At 62.6% G+C, this 14,085-nt stretch carries 11 protein-coding genes; 10 read left to right on the plus strand and 1 reads right to left on the minus strand.

Annotation, left to right across the window (positions count from 1 at the left end; all coding sequences use genetic code 11):
* The first annotated feature begins 84 nt into the window (after positions 1 to 84).
* The 3 genes from ACIPIJ_RS03530 to ACIPIJ_RS03540 all read left to right on the plus strand — a co-directional run bounded on the left by ACIPIJ_RS03530 (position 85) and on the right by ACIPIJ_RS03540 (position 3,875).
* Positions 85 to 2,670 (plus strand): TonB-dependent receptor, encoded by a 2,586-nt coding sequence (locus tag ACIPIJ_RS03530; protein WP_401072728.1) that lies wholly within the window; start codon positions 85 to 87, stop codon positions 2,668 to 2,670.
* A gap of 143 nt (positions 2,671 to 2,813) precedes the next feature.
* Entirely contained in the window at positions 2,814 to 3,407 is a 594-nt protein-coding gene (locus ACIPIJ_RS03535; protein WP_401072730.1) for a biliverdin-producing heme oxygenase, read from the plus strand.
* Between the two features lie 54 nt (positions 3,408 to 3,461).
* Positions 3,462 to 3,875, plus strand: coding sequence for a YbaN family protein (locus ACIPIJ_RS03540; RefSeq protein WP_401072732.1), 414 nt, complete (start codon positions 3,462 to 3,464; stop codon positions 3,873 to 3,875).
* On the opposite strand, the gene arcD (ACIPIJ_RS03545) is transcribed toward ACIPIJ_RS03540, so the two are convergent.
* A complete protein-coding gene (gene arcD, locus ACIPIJ_RS03545) occupies positions 3,855 to 5,282 on the minus strand; it encodes an arginine-ornithine antiporter (RefSeq protein ID WP_401072734.1) in 1,428 nt (475 codons plus the stop codon). The genes ACIPIJ_RS03540 and arcD (ACIPIJ_RS03545) overlap by 21 nt on opposite strands.
* Before the next feature lie 437 nt (positions 5,283 to 5,719).
* Here arcD (ACIPIJ_RS03545) and arcD (ACIPIJ_RS03550) point away from each other — a divergent pair, with 437 nt between their 5' ends.
* The 7 genes from arcD (ACIPIJ_RS03550) (at position 5,720) to gltS (ending at position 14,029) form a co-directional block, all read left to right on the plus strand.
* Complete coding sequence (gene arcD / locus ACIPIJ_RS03550; RefSeq protein ID WP_401072736.1) at positions 5,720 to 7,147, plus strand: arginine-ornithine antiporter; 1,428 nt, start codon at positions 5,720 to 5,722, stop codon at positions 7,145 to 7,147.
* Between the two features lie 33 nt (positions 7,148 to 7,180).
* Entirely contained in the window at positions 7,181 to 8,434 is a 1,254-nt protein-coding gene (gene arcA / locus ACIPIJ_RS03555; protein ID WP_401072738.1) for an arginine deiminase, read from the plus strand.
* 68 nt (positions 8,435 to 8,502) lie between these two features.
* Positions 8,503 to 9,513, plus strand: a complete 1,011-nt coding sequence (locus tag ACIPIJ_RS03560) for an ornithine carbamoyltransferase (protein WP_010952185.1) — start codon at positions 8,503 to 8,505, stop codon at positions 9,511 to 9,513.
* Positions 9,514 to 9,655: 142 nt separating this feature from the next.
* A complete protein-coding gene (gene arcC, locus ACIPIJ_RS03565) occupies positions 9,656 to 10,585 on the plus strand; it encodes a carbamate kinase (protein ID WP_401072740.1) in 930 nt (309 codons plus the stop codon).
* 56 nt (positions 10,586 to 10,641) lie between these two features.
* Positions 10,642 to 11,013, plus strand: coding sequence for a DUF5064 family protein (locus tag ACIPIJ_RS03570; protein WP_401072742.1), 372 nt, complete (start codon positions 10,642 to 10,644; stop codon positions 11,011 to 11,013).
* 148 nt (positions 11,014 to 11,161) lie between these two features.
* A complete protein-coding gene (locus tag ACIPIJ_RS03575) occupies positions 11,162 to 12,670 on the plus strand; it encodes a sigma-54-dependent transcriptional regulator (RefSeq protein ID WP_401072744.1) in 1,509 nt (502 codons plus the stop codon).
* 153 nt (positions 12,671 to 12,823) lie between these two features.
* Entirely contained in the window at positions 12,824 to 14,029 is a 1,206-nt protein-coding gene (gene gltS, locus ACIPIJ_RS03580) for a sodium/glutamate symporter (protein ID WP_401072746.1), read from the plus strand.
* The last annotated feature ends 56 nt before the right edge of the window (positions 14,030 to 14,085 follow it).

The following is a 14,085-nucleotide window of genomic DNA, read 5'->3' on the forward strand; positions in this document are numbered from 1 at the left end:
CGTTATAGCCAATGCAACTGATTCTTGTTTGAAAACAGGAACGGTAATCACCTATAACAGTTCGCGCGTCAGGGAGCGCTTTCGATGTCCACAGGTCCAACTCGCCCGTCCCCCCTTCCCCGCCGTACCGGCCAATTGTCCCTGCTGACCCTGGCCCTGCTCGCCAGTGGCGCCTGCGGCCTGCCGGCGCTGGCCGCAGAACCTGCGCAGGCGACAAGCCCACGCATGGGTGACTACCGCTTCAGCATCGCCCAGCAGCCCCTGGTCGAGGCCATCAACGCCTTCAGCCAGGTGACCGGCTGGCAGGTGGGCTTCAGCGCCGAACTGGCCGACGGTGTGGCTTCGCCAGGTGTACGCGGCTCGCTGCCTCCTGAAGCGGCACTGAAACAACTGCTGCAAGGTACCGGCCTGGGCTATCGCAAGATCGGCAACGGCAATGTGGTGCTCGAACGCCAGTCGGCGGGCAATGCCATCGCCCTGCAGCAGATGACCGTCAGCGCCACCCGCAGCGCTCAGGACGTCAGCCAGGTGCCCAGCACCGTGAGTGTGCAGACACGCGAGCAACTGGACCGGCAGAACGTCAATAACATCCAGGAACTGGTGCGCTATGAGCCGGGTGTGTCGGTCGGCGGCACCGGCCAGCGCAGTGGCCTGAACGGGTACAACATCCGCGGCATCGACGGTGAGCGCGTCCTGACCCAGATCGACGGTGTGTCGATCCCCGACAGCTTCTTTTACGGCCCCTACGCCCAGACCCAGCGCAACTACGTCGACCCCGAGATCGTCAAGCGCGTGGAAATCCTCCGGGGCCCGGCCTCGGTGCTGTACGGCAGCAATGCCATCGGCGGTGCGGTCAGCTACTTCACCCTCGACCCTGACGACATCATCAAGCCCGGCAAGGATGTTGGCGCGCGCCTGAAGACCGGCTACAGCTCGGCTGACGAAAGCTGGCTGACGTCGGCCACCGTGGCCGGCCGCCAGGGCGACTTCGACGGCCTTTTGCACGTCAGCCAGCGCAATGGCCACGAAACCGAATCCTACGGCGAGCACGGCGGCAGCGGGCTGTCGCGCACCGAAGCCAACCCGGAAGACGTGCGCACCACCAACGTGCTGGCCAAGCTTGGTTGGAACTACGCCGACGACGCGCGCCTGGGCTTCACTTACGAGCGTTACAAGGATGACCGCGACCAGAACATCCTCAGCGCCGTGGGCGGCCCGTTCACCAGCGGCTCAGGCCTGGGCATGTACCGCAGCCGCAACGGCAACGACACCGTGACCCGCGAACGCTTTGGCATCAACCATGAGTTCGGCCTGGATTCTCTGGTGGCCGACCACATGAAGTGGAGCCTCAACTACCAGATCGCCAAGACCGACCAGCACACCGAGGAGGTCTATTTCCCGTTCAGCCGCACGGTCTTGCGTACCCGCGACACCACCTACAAGGACCGTCAGTGGGTCTTCGACGCCCAGCTGGACAAAGCCTTCAGCATCGGCGCCACCGACCACCTGCTGACCTACGGCACCACCCTCAAGCACGAGAAGGTCACCGGCTCGCGCAGCGGCACCGGCACCTGCCTGGCCGTCGGCGGCACCTGCCGCGCCATCGGCCAGGTCAGCACCGGCGATGCCCAGGCCCTGGTCAGCGACTTCCCGGACCCGACCATCAACACCTACAGCCTGTTCGTGCAGGATGAAATCCGCTGGAACAACTGGACCTTCATGCCCGGTGCCCGCTACGACTACACGCGTATGGAACCGAAGTTCACCGACGCGTTCCTGCGCGGTATCCAGGGCTCGGGCGCGGCGCCAGGCGCCCTGGACGACTCGGACAAGAAGTGGCACCGCGTGTCGCCCAAGTTCGGCCTGACCTACGCCTTCAACGACAACTACACCTGGTACGGCCAGTACGCCGAAGGCTTCCGCACGCCGACGGCCAAGTCGATGTACGGCCGCTTCGAGAACCCGACCTTGGGCTACAGCGTGCAGGGCAACCCGGGGCTTGAACCGGAGAAGAGCAAAAGCTACGAGACCGGCCTGCGTGGCAACTTCGATGCCGGCAATTTCAGCGCCGCCGTGTTCTACAACAAGTACCGCGACTTCATCGACGAAGATGCGGTGCAGTCGGCGAACCTGGAAACCACCTTCCAGGCCAACAACATCAAGCACGCCACCATCAAGGGCGCCGAGGTCAAGGGCCGCCTCAACCTCGACCACTTCGGTGCGCCAGAGGGCCTCTACACCCAAGGTTCGATCGCTTACGCCTACGGCCGCAACGATGACAACGGCCAGCCGCTGAACAGCGTCAACCCGCTGACCGGCGTGTTCGGCCTGGGTTACGAGCAGCCAAACTACGGCGGCCTGCTGAGCTGGACCCTGGTCAAGCGCAAGACCCGTGTCGACGACACCACCTTCTTCGCACCGGACGGCCAGAGCTCGCAGTTCCGCACCCCTGGCTACGGCGTGCTGGACCTGAGCGGCTTCTACAAAGTGACCGACGACGTCACCGTCAACGCCGGGCTGTACAACCTGACCGACAAGAAATACTGGCAGTGGGATTCGGTGCGCGGTTACGACGGCCAGGGTGAAGCGGGTGTGACCCAGCCGGCCAACCTGGACCGCCTGACCATGCCGGGCCGCAACTTCGCCATCAATGTGGTGTGGGATATCTGACCTGAGCTGATCGGCACTGGCCCCATCGCCGGCTTGCTGGCGATGGGGCCAGAACTGACAACACAAACAACCAGTTTTTTTACTGTCCCCACCCCGCTGTTTCGTCTTGTCACTAGACGCCCCCATTTTCCAAGGACACCCCCATGACCGACCGCCCAGCCCTGCGCTCGCAACGCCTCAACCAGGTCACCCACGCCCCGCACACCGAACTCGACGCCTTGGTCAAATCCCACGCGCCGTTCGACAGCCGGGAAAGCTTCGCCCGTTTCGTCGTCGCCCAGTACCTGTTCCAGTCCGAGCTGCAGGCCCTGTACAACGACCCGCAACTGATCGCCATCGTCCCCGACCTGGCCGCGCGCTGCCGCGCAGAGCAAGCCCGCCTGGACCTCGCCGACCTCGACACGCAAGTGCCAGCCAGTGTGCCCGGCGCACTGCAGAACCCGAGCCTGGCCGAGGCATTGGGCTGGATCTTCGTCTCCGAAGGCTCCAAACTGGGCGCTGCGTTTCTGATCAAGCGTGCCGTGGCCCTGGAACTGTCCGACAGCTTCGGTGCTCGTCACCTGGGCGAACCGGCCGGCGGCCGCGCTGAAGGCTGGAAGCAGTTCACCCGTATTCTCGATGGCCTGGAGCTGTCGGCCGAGGACGACGCTGCCGCCGAGCGTGGTGCAGTCGCCGCCTTCGAGCGCTTCACCGAACTGCTCAAGCATGCCTACGCTGCCGACAGTGCGCTGGCCTGATACGCTTTACCCGGCCACCTCTCCGGTGGCCGGACCGTTTTTCGCAGTGAGACCATGACCCCACCTGCCCGCTCGAAACTGTCGCGCCTGCTGTATGGCATCCTGGCTTACGTGAGCTTGGGTATCGGCCTGATCGCCATTGTCATCCCAGGCCTGCCGACCACTGAATTCATCCTGCTGGCCGCCTGGGCGGCGACCCGCAGTTCGCCGCGCCTGTCAGCATGGCTGGAGAACCACCGGTTGTTCGGGCCCATCCTCTACAACTGGCGCAATGGCAAGGTGATCCAGCGCCGGGCAAAGGTGAGTGCGACCATCAGCATGCTGGTGTGCGCCGGCCTGATGCTGACCTTCCTCGAACACCATTGGCCGGTATTCCTGGCCATCGCCGGCATGAGCCTGGGCAACCTGTGGATCTGGTCCCGGCCAGAGCGCGCCTGCAGGCCGGCTTCACAGGCTCAGCAACCCTGAATAGAGCGCATAGGCCGCCAGTGCCGCGCCCACCAGTACCGCCGCGAAAATCAGCTTCTCCCAGGGGGTGAACAGCACCTGGCCTTGCTCGCGCTTGGCCCGGGCGAACAGGATCACCCCTGGCGCATACAGCAACGCCGACAGCAGCAGGTACTTGAGCCCGCCGGCGTACAGCAGCCACACCGCATACACCAACGCCACTGCCGCCACCAAGAGGTCCTTGCGCCGCAGCCCCTCCTGCCCTGCGTAACTCTCGCCGCGCAGGGCCAGCAGCACCGCATAGGCGGCCGACCACAGGTAAGGCACCAGAATCATCGACGACGCCAGGTAGATCAGGCTGGTATACGTGCCCGCCGACACCAGTGTGATCAGCAAGAAGCCCTGGATCATGCAGTTGGTCAACCACAGCGCGTTGGCTGGCACGTGGTTGGCGTTTTCCTTGGCCAGGAAGCGCGGCATGGTCTTGTCCCGCGCCGTGGCAAAGAGAATCTCGGCGCACAGCAGCGCCCACGACAGCAAGGCGCCCAGCAGCGAGATCGCCAGGCCGATACTGATCAGCAATGCGCCCCACGGCCCGACAATATGCTCGAGCACCGACGCCAGCGACGGGTTCTGCAAACCGGCCAGCTCCGGCTGGGTCATCACCCCCAGCGACAACACGTTGACCAGCACCAGCAGCGCCAGCACGCCAAGAAAGCCGATCACCGTGGCCTTGCCGACATCCGAACGGCGCTGCGCCCTTCCCGAGTAGACGCTGGCGCCTTCAATGCCGATGAACACGAACACGGTGACCAGCATCATGTTGCGCACCTGGTCCAGCACATTGCCGAACTGCGGGTTGCTCAGGCCCCAGATATCGCGGGTGAAGATGTCGGCACGGAAGGCGAACGCGGCGATGACGATGAAGATCAGCAGCGGCACCACCTTGGCCACGGTGGTCACCTGGTTGATGAACGCCGCTTCCTTGATGCCGCGCAGCACCAGGAAGTGCACCGACCACAACAGCAGCGAGGCACAGCCGATGGCGATTGGCGTATTGCCCTCGCCGAACACCGGGAAATAGAAACCCAGGGTACTGAACAGCAGCACGAAGTAGCCGACGTTGCCCAGCCAGGCACTGATCCAGTAGCCCCAGGCCGACGAGAAGCCCATGTAGTCGCCGAAGCCGGCCTTGGCATAGGCATACACACCCGAGTCCAGCTCCGGCTTGCGGTTGGCCAGGGTCTGGAACACGAAGGCCAGCGCCAGCATGCCCACTGCCGTTATGCCCCAGCCGATCAGCACAGCCCCAACGTCGGCGCGTGCCGCCATGTTTTGCGGCAACGAGAAGATCCCGCCGCCAATCATCGAACCGACCACCAGTGCGATCAACGCGCCAAGGCGCAGTTTCTGTCCTGGTTCGCTCATGCGAATCCCCATCTTTTGTGTGCATTGTCACACGCCTGAAACAGCTTTATTTGCATATAAAAGCACGTACTTATAAGACGCAAAGCCATTAAAGCTATAGCACTCATAACGCCTTTGTCTATACCAGCGCCCTGACATAAACGCCTGTCCCTTAGGCAACTTTAAAGAAGCCTATTACGCCTGGAATTTGTTGAGAAATATTTGCGAAAACGGCAAAAGCGACTAGCTTCTAAGCTCGCAGGCTGAACAGAGCGTTTGCTCTAGATGTACATGGAGGTGCCAGCGCACGTGGCCTGCAGCCAGGCTGTCGGCACTCTCCAGGAGTCATGTGAAGGCATTTTCCTACTTCACAACGCCATGAACTGATCCACGTCAGGTCATGGCTCCGGCGACGGATTTATTCTGTCGTCAACTTTCTCCTGGTACGGAGTTGTTAAATGTCTGATTCTTCCGGAAAACTAAAACTCGGTGCACTTGTTGCGCTTGTCGTCGGTTCGATGATTGGCGGCGGGATCTTCTCGTTGCCACAGAACATGGCGGCCAGTGCAGGTGTCGGTGCGGTATTGATTGGCTGGGCAATTACTGCAGTGGGCATGCTGACCCTCGCGTTCGTGTTCCAGACCCTGGCCAACCGCAAGCCTGACCTTGACGGTGGTGTGTACGCCTATGCCAAGGCTGGCTTCGGCGACTACATGGGCTTCTCGTCAGCCTGGGGCTACTGGATCAGTGCCTGGCTGGGCAACGTTGGTTACTTCGTGCTGCTGTTCAGCACGCTCGGCTACTTTTTCCCGATCTTCGGTGAAGGCAACACCCCGGCCGCCATCATCGGCGCGTCGATCCTGCTGTGGGCGGTGCACTTCCTGGTGCTGCGCGGCATCAAGGAAGCGGCGTTCATCAACCTGGTCACCACCGTGGCCAAGGTCGTGCCGCTGGTGCTGTTCGCCCTGATCTGCCTGTTCGCCTTCCGGCTCGACATCTTCACCGCCGACATCTGGGGCACCGGTACACCGGAGCTGGGCAGCGTGATGAACCAGGTGCGCAACATGATGCTGGTCACCGTCTGGGTGTTCATCGGCATCGAGGGTGCGAGCATCTTCTCCTCGCGAGCGGAAAAACGCGCCGACGTGGGCAAGGCCACGGTCATCGGTTTCGTCACCGTGCTGCTGTTCCTGGTGCTGGTCAACGTACTGTCGCTGGGCATCATGACCCAACCAGAACTGGCCAAACTGCAGAACCCCTCGATGGCCGCAGTGCTTGAACACGTGGTGGGCCACTGGGGCGCGGTGCTGATCAGCGTCGGCCTGATCATCTCGCTGCTCGGTGCCCTGCTGTCATGGGTGCTGTTGTGCGCCGAGATCATGTTCGCCGCCGCCAAGGACCACACCATGCCGGAGTTCCTGCGCCGCGAGAACGCCAACCAGGTGCCGGCCAACGCGCTGTGGCTGACCAACGCCATGGTGCAGATCTTCCTGGTGATCACGCTGTTCTCCGCCAGCACCTACCTGTCGCTGATCTACCTCGCCACCTCGATGATCCTGGTGCCTTACCTGTGGTCGGCGGCCTATGGCTTCCTGCTGGCGCTGCGCGGTGAAACCTACGAGCAGGCCCTGGCCGAGCGCAAGAAAGACTTGTTCATCGGCGCCGTCGCCCTGCTGTATGCCGTCTGGCTGCTGTACGCCGGCGGCGTGAAATACCTGCTGCTCTCGGCCCTGCTGTACGCCCCGGGGGCCATTCTGTTCGCCAAGGCCAAGCGTGAAATTGGCCAACCGATCTTTACCAACGTGGAAAAACTGATCTTCGCAGCCGTGGTCATCGGCGCCCTGGTGGCAGCCTATGGTCTGTACGACGGTTTCCTGACCCTGTGACCCACGTCATTGCACCACATGGAGGATTGAACAATGTCCGCTGAAAAACAGAAGTACGGTGTCCATTCCGAAGCCGGCAAGCTGCGCAAAGTGATGGTCTGCTCCCCAGGCCTGGCGCACAAGCGCCTGACCCCGAGCAACTGCGACGAGCTGCTGTTCGATGACGTGATCTGGGTGGACCAGGCCAAGCGTGACCATTTCGACTTCGTCACCAAGATGCGCGAGCGCGGCGTGGATGTGCTGGAGATGCACAACCTGCTGACCGACATCGTGCAGGACAAAGAAGCATTGAAGTGGATCCTTGACCGCAAGATCACCCCTGATACCGTCGGGGTCGGCCTGACCAACGAAGTGCGAAGCTGGCTCGAAGGCCTCGAACCACGCCATCTGGCCGAGTTTCTGATCGGCGGCGTGGCCGGCCAGGACCTGCCGCAGAGCGAAGGCGCCGACGTGGTCAAGATGTACAACGACTACCTGGGCCACTCCAGCTTCATCCTGCCACCGCTGCCGAACACCCAATTCACCCGCGACACCACCTGCTGGATCTATGGCGGCGTCACCCTCAACCCGATGTACTGGCCGGCTCGACGCCAGGAAACCCTGCTGACCACTGCCATCTACAAGTTCCACAAGGAGTTCACCAACGCCGACTTCCAGGTCTGGTACGGCGACCCGGACAAGGAACACGGCAACGCTACCCTCGAAGGCGGTGACGTGATGCCGATCGGCAATGGCATCGTGCTCATCGGCATGGGCGAGCGCACCTCGCGCCAGGCCATCGGCCAGCTGGCGCAGAACCTGTTCGCCAAGGGCGCCGTCAAGGAAGTGATCGTCGCCGGCCTGCCAAAGTCCCGCGCGGCCATGCACCTGGACACCGTGTTCAGCTTCTGCGACCGCGACCTAGTCACGGTCTTCCCGGAAGTGGTGAAAGAGATTGTGCCGTTCATCATCCGCCCGGACGAAAGCAAGCCCTACGGCATGGATGTACGCCGCATCAACAAATCGTTCATCGAAGTGGTGGGCGAGCAATTGGGCGTCAAGCTGCGTGTGGTCGAGACCGGCGGCAACAGCTTCGCCGCCGAGCGCGAGCAGTGGGATGACGGCAACAACGTGGTGGCGATGGAGCCAGGCGTGGTCATCGGCTACGACCGCAACACCTACACCAACACCCTGCTGCGCAAGGCCGGGATCGAGGTCATCACCATCAGCGCCGGCGAGCTTGGCCGGGGCCGTGGCGGCGGCCACTGCATGACCTGCCCGATCGTGCGCGACCCAATCGACTACTAACGACCATTACTCCGGCTGCCCCCACAAGGCGGTGGCCGGGCCGATTACCGAATCCAAGGAGAATCACCATGGCGTTCAACATCCACAACCGCAACCTGCTCAGCCTCGAACATCACACCACCCGCGAGCTGAGGTACCTGCTGGACCTGTCCCGCGACCTCAAGCGCGCCAAATACACCGGCACCGAGCAGCAGCACCTCAAGGGCAACAACATCGCCCTGATCTTCGAAAAGACCTCCACCCGCACCCGCTGCGCCTTCGAGGTCGCCGCCTATGATCAGGGCGCCAACGTCACCTACATCGACCCCAACTCCTCGCAGATCGGCCACAAGGAGAGCATGAAGGATACCGCCCGCGTGCTCGGGCGCATGTACGATGCCATCGAGTACCGCGGCTTCAAGCAGGAAATCGTCGAAGAACTGGCCAAGTTTGCCGGCGTACCCGTGTTCAACGGCCTGACCGACGAATACCACCCGACCCAGATGATCGCCGACGTGCTGACCATGCGTGAGCACAGCGACAAACCGCTGCACGACATCAGCTACGCCTACCTGGGTGACGCGCGCAACAACATGGGGAACTCGCTGCTGCTGATCGGCGCCAAGCTCGGTATGGACGTACGGATCGCCGCCCCCAAGGCGCTGTGGCCGCACGATGACCTGGTCGAGCGCTGCAAGCAGTATGCTGAAGAAAGCGGTGCACGCATTACCCTGACCGAAGACCCGAAAGCTGCGGTCAAGGGCGTGGACTTCGTGCACACCGACGTCTGGGTGTCGATGGGTGAGCCAATCGAAGCCTGGGGCGAGCGCATCAAGCAGCTCAAGCCTTACCAGGTGAATGCCGAACTCATGAAATCCACCGGCAACCCACGGACCAAGTTCATGCACTGCCTGCCGGCGTTCCACAACTCCGAGACCAAGGTCGGCAAGCAGATCGCCGAGCAGTATCCGGACCTGGCCAACGGCATCGAAGTGACCGATGACGTGTTCGAATCGCCGGCGTGCATCGCCTTCGAGCAGGCAGAAAACCGCATGCACACCATCAAGGCGATCCTGGTTTCGACACTGGCTGATCTCTGATAACCACCTCGACAGTGTGGGAGCTGGCTTGCCGGCGATGCAGGCAACACAGTGCATGGCACCGGCTTCGCCTGTGATCGCCGGCAAGCCGGCTCCCCCATAGGAACGAGGCGCTCCCCCCCTCTTCGCAAAGGACATTCCCATGCGTATCGTTGTTGCATTGGGCGGCAACGCCCTGCTGCGCCGCGGCGAGCCCATGACCGCTGACAATCAGCGCGCCAATATCCGCACCGCCGCCGAGCAGATCGCCAAGATTCACCCCGGCAACGAGCTGGTCATCGCCCACGGCAACGGCCCACAGGTTGGCCTGCTGTCGCTCCAGGCGCTGTCCTACAAGCCCGACGAAGCTTACCCGCTGGATGTGCTCGGTGCCGAAACCGAGGGCATGATCGGCTACATGATCGAACAGGAACTGGGCAACCTGCTGGCGTTCGAAGTGCCGTTCGCCACCCTGCTGACCCAGGTTGAGGTCGACGCCAACGACCCGGCTTTCAAGGACCCGACCAAGTTCATCGGCCCGGTCTACAGCAAGGAAGAAGCCGAACGCCTGGCCAAGGAAAAGGGCTGGGTGGTCAAGCCCGACGGTGACAAGTACCGCCGCGTGGTGGCCAGCCCCAAACCCAAGCGCATCTTCGAGATCCGCCCGATCAAGTGGCTGCTGGAGAAAAACAGCATCGTAATCTGCGCAGGCGGTGGCGGCATCCCCACCCTGTACGATGAAAACCGCAAGCTCAAAGGCATCGAGGCGGTCATCGACAAGGACCTGTGCTCGGCGCTGCTGGCCGAGCAATTGGAAGCCGACCTTCTGATTATCGCCACCGACGTCGATGCGGCTTACATTGACTGGGGCAAACCCACGCAAAAGGCCATTGCCCAGGCCCACCCCGACGAACTCGAACGGCTGGGTTTTGCCGCCGGCTCCATGGGGCCGAAGGTGCAGGCTGCCTGTGACTTCGCGCGCAACACCGGCAAAGTGGCGGTGATCAGCTCGCTGGAAAACATCGAGGACATCGTCAAAGGCACGGCCGGCACCCGCGTTTCCACGGCCAAGCCGGGTATCAGCTACCGTTGAATGCAGTAGGCGGGCGTTGGCCGCCCGCCTTTTTCGACCTTCCGGAGGATTTCGCCATGGCCCAGTTCCAACCCGGTCACGTGCACATCGAACGCACTGCGCTGAACAGCGCCGACCACAGTTACGACCTCAACATCGAATATGAGGCGACGACGCAGGACCCCAAGGAAGGCCGAGGCATACAGTTCCACATGCATGGCAGCATCGAGGGCAAGCCGGTCGATGAAAAGTTCTTTCTGCCCAAGGATCAGGTACTGCCTAGTTTTCTGATGGTAATGAGCCGCAAGGCCCAGGCCCATCTTGCCCCCCCCAAGAAGTTCGAAACCCTCAGCTCGCCGCACAAGATCTACGACGCGATGTTCGAAGACATCCGCGCCAAGCTGGATGTGAAATCGGGCGACGCGATCAAGCCAGAACACCTGGAGTGACCCAATCGCCGGCAAGCCGGCCCCACAGGTACTCCGCTACCCTGGGCCCAGCGGGGTACCTGTGGGAGCCGGCTTGCCGGCGATTGGGTTTAACACCGCTCCCAAGGCATACTACTGGCCTCCCCGGCCATGACCACCCGCCTCCCCCATGCGCATCCACGTCAGCTTCATCGACCGCGTCGGCATCACCCAGGAAGTCCTTGCCCTGCTCGGTGCCCGCAACCTCAACCTGGACGCCGTGGAGATGGTCCCGCCGAACGTCTACATCGATGCCCCGACCCTTAGCCCCGCCGTGCTCGAAGAGCTGCACGATGCATTGTTCGAAGTGCGGGGCGTACAGTCGGTGGACGTGGTCGACATCCTCCCCGGCCAGCGCCGCCACCTGCAGCTAGATGCCCTGCTGGCCGCCATGAGCGACCCGGTGCTGGCCGTGGACAGCGCCGGCCAGGTGCTGCTGGCCAACCCCGCGCTGATCGCCCTGTGCGGCCGCGAGTCGGCCGGCCGTTCGGTGGGCGAGCTGTTCGGTGACCCGGCCCTGCTGCAGGCGCTGCTGGACAACAACTTCCATCTGCCGATGCGCGAGATGCAGCTCAACGGCCAGAGCCTGCTGCTGGATGCCACGCCCATCACCAACGCCGGCGGCCTGTTGACCCTGTACCCGCCCAACCGCATGGGCGAACGCCTTTCGGCCCTGCACCACGACCATGCCGAAGGCTTTGATGCGCTGCTGGGGGAGTCCCCAGCGATCCGCACCCTCAAGGCCCGCGCCTTGCGCGTGGCAGCCCTCGACGCGCCGCTGCTGGTGCATGGCGAAACTGGCACCGGCAAGGAGCTGGTGGCCCGCGCCTGCCATGCCATCAGCAGCCGCCACGCGGCGCCGTTCCTCGCCCTCAACTGCGCTGCACTGCCCGAAAGCCTGGCCGAGAGCGAACTGTTCGGTTACGCCCCCGGCGCCTTCACCGGCGCACAACGCGGTGGCAAGCCGGGGCTGATGGAGCTGGCCAACCAGGGCACGGTGTTTCTCGACGAGATTGGCGAGATGTCGCCGTACCTGCAGGCCAAACTGCTGCGTTTTCTCAGCGACGGCAGCTTCCGCCGCGTGGGCGGCGACCGTGAGGTGAAGGTGGACGTGCGCATCATCAGCGCCACCCACCGCGACCTGGAACGCATGGTCGCCGAGGGCACGTTCCGTGAAGACCTGTTCTACCGCCTCAACGTGCTCAACCTGCAGGTGCCGCCGCTGCGTGACCGTGGCCAGGACATCCTCATGCTCGCGCACTACTTCATGCAGCAGGCCTGCACGCAGATCCAGCGCCCGGCCTGCCGCCTGACCCCGGCCACTCACTCGGCCCTGCTGGCCAATCCTTGGCCGGGCAACGTGCGCCAACTGCAGAACGTGATTTTCCGCGCGGCGGCCATCTGTGAAAGCAACCTGGTGGACATCGGCGACCTGGACATCGCCGGCACCTCGGTGGCGCGTGGGCAGGATGGTGAAGTGGCGAGCCTGGAGCAGGCGGTGGGCGATTTTGAACGCGAGCTGTTGCAGCGCCTGTATGCGAGTTACCCCTCCACCCGGCAACTGGCCGGGCGCCTGCAGACATCGCACACCGCGATCGCTGTTCGGTTGCGTAAGTACGGCATTCCAGGCAAAGGCTGAAGGGTTCGCCATCCGCCCCAGTATTTTTGACGTAAGTTCCGATTGTTTATCAGGTTTTTCCTACCCGTAGAACGCAGGCGCTGCACCTACACTCGCTCCCCCTCAGGCGCACCAAGGACTGTTCGCCGCTAAACAGAGCAGAGAGTACCTTGAATGCTTGCACTCGATTTCTACGGCACACTGGTGGCCTCTTCGCTGGTGCTCCTAGTGGGGCGCGGCCTGGTGAACCGCGTCGGTTTTCTGCGCACTTACAATATTCCCGAGCCGGTAGCCGGCGGTTTGCTGGTTGCCCTGCTGCTTCTGGGCCTGCGCGCCATGGACATGCAGGTGCAGTTCGATACCTCCCTGCAAACGCCCTTGATGCTGGCATTTTTTGCCACCATCGGTTTGAGTGCCGACATCGCCAGCCTGAAAAAAGGCGGGCGAATTGTCGGTGTATTTCTGATGGCGGTCACCGGGCTGCTGGTGGTGCAGAATACCCTGGGCATCGGCCTGGCCACGGTGTTGGGGCTCGACCCGCTGATGGGTTTGCTGTCCGGCTCAATTTCCCTCTCAGGCGGCCACGGCACGGGCGCAGCCTGGGGCGCCACCTTCAGCGAGAAATACGGCCTGGCCTCCGCCACCGAGCTGGCCCTGGCCGCTGCCACGTTTGGCCTGGTGCTGGGCGGGCTGATTGGCGGGCCTGTCGCCCGCCTGCTCATCAACCGTGTGCAGACACCGGGGTTGGAACAGGAAGTACCCCGTGCGCCCAAAGGTTTCGAGCAACCGAACCAAGAGCGCTTGATCACGCCATTCTCAATGATCGAAACCCTTGCGCTGATCGCCATCAGCTTGATGGCGGGCACCTTGTTGAACAAGCAGCTGCATGAGACCGCATTCGAATTGCCGACATTCGTTTGTGTCTTGTTCGTCGGTGTCATGCTGCGCAATGGGCTTTCAGCATTCGGCCGCTATCAGGTACTCGAGCGCGAAGTATCGGTACTGGGCAATGTCAGCTTGTCGCTGTTTCTGGCGATCGCGCTGATGTCGTTGAAACTCTGGGATCTGGCTGCACTGGCTTTGCCATTCTTCGCTCTGCTGGCGGCACAGACCTTGGTAATGGCGCTTTTTGCCATCTTCGTGACATTCCGGATCATGGGCAGCAACTACGATGCAGCCGTACTGGCGGCAGGGCATTGCGGTTTCGGGCTGGGCGCAACGCCAACGGCCATTGCCAACATGCAAGCGGTCACGCACCGCTTCGGGCCTTCGCAGATTGCCTTCCTGGTGGTGCCGATGGTTGGAGCGTTCTTCATCGACATCATCAACGTCATCGTGATCAAGCTGTACCTGGCCTTGCCGTTTTTCGCAGCGCTTTGACGTCCACGGCCTCGCCTGTATCGAAATCAGTACTTCGTACCGATTTCGATACAAAA

Source organism: Pseudomonas sp. NPDC087185, from assembly GCF_044744955.1.
Classification (GTDB): domain Bacteria; phylum Pseudomonadota; class Gammaproteobacteria; order Pseudomonadales; family Pseudomonadaceae; genus Aquipseudomonas.

Coding starts and splice junctions, on each gene's coding strand:
- ACIPIJ_RS03530 (WP_401072728.1), top strand. CDS start 85: ATGTCCACAGGTCCAACTCGCCCGTCCCCCCTTCCCCGCCGTACCGGC.
- ACIPIJ_RS03535 (WP_401072730.1), top strand. CDS start 2,814: ATGACCGACCGCCCAGCCCTGCGCTCGCAACGCCTCAACCAGGTCACC.
- ACIPIJ_RS03540 (WP_401072732.1), top strand. CDS start 3,462: ATGACCCCACCTGCCCGCTCGAAACTGTCGCGCCTGCTGTATGGCATC.
- arcD (WP_401072734.1), bottom strand. CDS start 5,282: ATGAGCGAACCAGGACAGAAACTGCGCCTTGGCGCGTTGATCGCACTG.
- arcD (WP_401072736.1), top strand. CDS start 5,720: ATGTCTGATTCTTCCGGAAAACTAAAACTCGGTGCACTTGTTGCGCTT.
- arcA (WP_401072738.1), top strand. CDS start 7,181: ATGTCCGCTGAAAAACAGAAGTACGGTGTCCATTCCGAAGCCGGCAAG.
- ACIPIJ_RS03560 (WP_010952185.1), top strand. CDS start 8,503: ATGGCGTTCAACATCCACAACCGCAACCTGCTCAGCCTCGAACATCAC.
- arcC (WP_401072740.1), top strand. CDS start 9,656: ATGCGTATCGTTGTTGCATTGGGCGGCAACGCCCTGCTGCGCCGCGGC.
- ACIPIJ_RS03570 (WP_401072742.1), top strand. CDS start 10,642: ATGGCCCAGTTCCAACCCGGTCACGTGCACATCGAACGCACTGCGCTG.
- ACIPIJ_RS03575 (WP_401072744.1), top strand. CDS start 11,162: ATGCGCATCCACGTCAGCTTCATCGACCGCGTCGGCATCACCCAGGAA.
- gltS (WP_401072746.1), top strand. CDS start 12,824: ATGCTTGCACTCGATTTCTACGGCACACTGGTGGCCTCTTCGCTGGTG.